General features: G+C 65.7%; 4 protein-coding genes. 3 read left to right on the forward strand and 1 reads right to left on the reverse strand.

Annotated features, from left to right (window positions below; all coding sequences use genetic code 11):
• The first annotated feature begins 70 nt into the window (after nt 1-70).
• Complete coding sequence (locus RHBS_RS25290; RefSeq protein WP_128646793.1) at nt 71-943, forward strand: galactosyltransferase-related protein; 873 nt, start codon at nt 71-73, stop codon at nt 941-943.
• A gap of 23 nt (nt 944-966) precedes the next feature.
• Here the strand turns inward: RHBS_RS25290 and RHBS_RS25295 are convergent, their stop codons facing one another.
• Complete coding sequence (locus RHBS_RS25295; protein ID WP_128646794.1) at nt 967-2,154, reverse strand: triacylglycerol lipase; 1,188 nt, start codon at nt 2,152-2,154, stop codon at nt 967-969.
• Between the two features lie 352 nt (nt 2,155-2,506).
• On the opposite strand from RHBS_RS25295, the gene RHBS_RS25300 reads away from it, so the two are divergent.
• Together RHBS_RS25300 and RHBS_RS25305 are read left to right on the forward strand one after the other, a co-directional pair.
• Nucleotides 2,507-3,763, forward strand: a complete 1,257-nt coding sequence (locus tag RHBS_RS25300; RefSeq protein ID WP_128646795.1) for a CdaR family transcriptional regulator — start codon at nt 2,507-2,509, stop codon at nt 3,761-3,763.
• A partial coding sequence (locus RHBS_RS25305) for an EAL domain-containing protein (RefSeq protein ID WP_128646796.1) occupies nt 3,760-3,996 on the forward strand: 237 nt, incomplete at its 3' end. The genes RHBS_RS25300 and RHBS_RS25305, both read left to right, overlap by 4 nt.

Below are 3,996 nucleotides of genomic sequence, written 5' to 3' on the forward strand. Positions count from 1 at the left end.
TGCGAACCGAGGGTGCGCCCGCCCGTGCCGCCAGGGCGATCGAGCAGGCCGCAGCTCGAACGGTGCGACTGTGAAGACCGTCGTCGTCACCGTGGTGTCCGGTCGACACGAGCACCTGGCCGCTCAGGTGCGCGGTCTGAGTGCATCGACGGCAGAGCAGGTAGAGCACGTCGTCGTCTCGATGGGCGACCACGCGATCGTCGACGTGGTCGCTCGATCGGGTTCGGCGGCGACGTGTATCGAGATGTCCCCGCAGACCCCGCTCCCGCTGGCTCGCGCCCGCAATCGGGGCGCGGCCGCAGCCCTCGAACTGGGCGGGGAATTGCTGGTGTTCCTGGACGTGGACTGCATTCCGGGCCCGGACATGATCGAGCGATACCGGCGTGCGGCAACGTTGCCCGGCAACGAGCGATCCCTGCTCTGCGGTCCGGTGACCTACCTGAAAGAGAAGGACATCGGTGCCGAGGGCGAGGCTCTGACGTTGCTGACCGCGCCGCATCAGGCGCGCCCGAACCCGCCGGTCGACACCGTCGAACACGGAGACGACTTCGATCTGTTCTGGTCGCTGTCATTCGCGGTCGCGGCAACTACCTGGACCGAACTCGGCGGCTTCTGCGAGGACTACACCGGCTACGGCGGTGAGGACACCGATTTCGCGGCCACCGCGGAGGCGTCGGGCATGGGGTTGCGATGGGTCGGCGGGGCACACGCCTACCACCAGTTCCATCCGGTCTCCGATCCTCCGGTGGAACACCTCGACGACATCGTCGCCAATGCGCGCACGTTCTTCGATCGATGGGGTCGGTGGCCGATGATCGGCTGGCTCGACGCCTTCGTCGCTCGCGGCCTCGTCGAGTTCGACGGCTCCGGGATTCGCCGCACGGCAGGCGGATTCGTTCGGGCAGGGTCCCCGCGCAGCAGTGAGGGCGATCGGCCTCGGTAGCCGATCGCCCTCACCGAGTCGACTTAGCCGCCCGTGATGGGTGAGTTGAATGCACAGGGGATCGACTTCGTGGGGAAGCCCTTCGGATCCAGTGCATTCTTCACGATGCCGATCGCGCGTGGCGAGACCGAGATCGACAGGTGGTCCGACAGATCGATCTCGCAACCGTTCTGCAGGGTGACGTTGTTGACCGTGGCACCGGGGCCCGCGGTGAGGAACGTCGTCTTGTACGGGGTGACGACCTCGTCGTACTTGGTGCCGATCACGGTGTACTTGATGCCGGGGTCGGTGTCACCGCCCACTGCCAATCCCTTGACCAAGTCCGAGTCGATGACCTGGTCCGAGGCAGCGGGTCCGGCGATGGCTCCGACGACGCCGAGCACGTTCAGGCCCAGGTTGTTGATCGTGCGACCCAGGGTGCCGATACCGACGAGGGTGGTGCCGTGGTTCGATCCGGCGACGCTGATGACGGTGTTCACCTTGTTCTGCGTCGGGTCGGCCGGATTGGCTCCGCCCTCGAAGCGCAGGTACTGGCGGGTCACGAGTCCACCCTGGGAATGGCCGACGATGTCGACCTGAGCGGACCCGGTGGCGGCGCGCACCGCGTCGATGTACGTCGCGATCTCCTTCGCGCTCGACGCAACCGATGCCGTGCCGCGCAGCGACTCGAGGTTGCCGACGATGCTCGAGTCCTTGTCACCGTAGTTCAGCGCGAAGATGCAGTAGCCCTCCTTCTTCAGCGCAGGCGACATCCGCGCGAAGTTGTTGTAGGCGTTCTCCCAGGTGCCGTGCAACAGCACGACCGGGCGCGGATGCGCCGCCGACGGCTTGCAGTTCCAGTCGTTGGCGCCCTGAGGTGCGACATTGGGGTTGATGATGCTGTACAGGAACCCGGCCAGGAAGTTCTTCTGCTCGGGTCCGTAGCCCGTGGTCTCGGTCCGGGGGTCGTAGGTGATGGTCGCGGGAGCGGCGGATTCGATGTTCGGCTGGGCGATACCCTGGTCGGCTGCCTTGGGTGACGCCTCGGTCGGACCGGGCGGAACAACCGTGTCGCCCTGCACTGTGGCGGGCGGAGCGGGCGTGGTGGCGGGCTGTGCCTGTGCTGCGACGCCGGTACCGAGGGTGAGTGAGCACGCCATCGCCGCGATCATCGCAGCGCGCACCGTCGTTGCCTTCCGCGTCGAGCGGAAGGTGGACCGAGAAGTGGTCATGGAGCCTGACTTTCGACGAGGGTTGTTGGACAAGGCGGAACAGTAGGCGCGGATTTCGGCCGTTTATGCTCTCCTGTCAGGCGTTTGGAATCTTCCCGCAACCGCCGTCTCAAATGTGAGAGAGCGTCACAACTGAGCTCAGGGGCTCGAATCTGGACGGACTGTCGGATAAATTGGTGAAAACAATCCACAGGTTTGATTGTTGTTCTACTGTTCGTATGTCTGCGTCCCGCCCGGTTTCGATCAGTACGGATGCATTCGCGTGACGTCGAGGCCGAGCGATCTTCCGAGATGCCGGTACGGCGGGAAAACAAACCTGAAGTAGGTTTCGAGTTCGAGGGTGGGGTTTTCGGTGACGGCAGCAGAGAGCGTGCACGTGTCGCAGGAGGAGTACGTCAGTGGGCGACGTGCCTCCGATCGGTTGCGGACGCCGAAAGAAACTGCCGCACGCATGCTGGATCGGCACTTCGGCGAACCCGAGGACACACCACCGCCGCGCGAGTGCGCCCGCGGTGAGCTCGACGACATGACGACGACCTGCTGTGAGCTGGCGACCGGAGTCCTCGAATCCGGTCGGCTACCGATACCCGCCGCGATGGACGTCTTTCGCGACGCCGCAACCCGGTGGGCCCGTGACGGCGTGCCGCTCGGCCGTATCCAACATGCCATCAACGAGGGCTGCGCACTGGCTGTGCGACAGGCACCGCGCCTTGTCGATGAAGGTGCCGACGATCGGCTCGTCGACGGAACCGTCCTGGTGATGGAACTGTTGGACGTCGTCACCGCGGCCGTGTGCGATGCCTACCTGGCCGAGTTCAGGACGCTGACTCAGAACGGTCCCCGTCACGACGTGGAACTGCTCGACGCGCTGCTCACCGGTGACGGCACTGCTCGCAAGATCGCCGATCGGATGGGTACGCTGCTGGCCGAGGATTATCACGTTGTCGCCCTGCACTTCCCGGCGCACGCCGACGAAACTGGCCGACGGATCGAAGCCCCGATGATGGCGGCTCGAAAGCTGCGAAGAATCCACACAGCGCTGGCCACGTTCGACGCGGACTGCGTGCCCATCGCGTCGATCAGTTCCACCGGCGGAACCGTCCTGCTGCCCGACGTACCCGGTGTCGACATCGGGGAACTGGTCGATCGTCTCGCCGACGCGGGTCAGGTGGCGGTCACCGCGACGACCGGGTCCGCCGCGATCGACGACATCGCCACGACCGCGCCCCACCTGTACGAATTGCTGAGTCTCGTGCGTCGGCTCCGGTACGCACCCGGGACGTACCGGATGTCGGATCTCGTGTTCGAGTACCAGGTGAGCAGGCCGGGCCTGGGCCGCAAACACCTTGTGACTCTGATCGATCCGTTGCGCGACTCGGTCGACCTGTTGCCGACTCTGCACGCGTTCGTCGATTCGGACTCCAACCGAAAGAAGACGGCCACCTGGCTGACGGTGCATCCCAACACCGTCGACTACCGGTTGAAGAGGGTGGAGCAGCTCACCGGACTCGATCCGATGAAGCCGTCCGGACTGCGAAGACTGCACGCTGCTCTGATCGCCGACCGCCTCGAGGCCCGTCGCGTTCCGGTGGACGAGCGATCACTGTGACCGCGCCGGACGGCGCGGTGCTCGCAGCATCGGCGGCGCTCGATTCGGTGGAGTCCGTCGCTGCCCTGTTTCAGCCCGTCGTAGAACTGGCCACCGGGGCAGTCGTCGGATACGAGGCTCTGGCCAGGTGGCCGTCTCCGAGCCTGGCCGTTCCCGAGGACGTGTTCGCGCTGGCCCGAGAGCGCGGAATGGTGGGTCGCGTCGACGTCGCGTGCCGCGCCGCGGCGCTGCGG

This window comes from Rhodococcus sp. BS-15, assembly GCF_000813105.1.
Classification (GTDB): domain Bacteria; phylum Actinomycetota; class Actinomycetes; order Mycobacteriales; family Mycobacteriaceae; genus Rhodococcoides.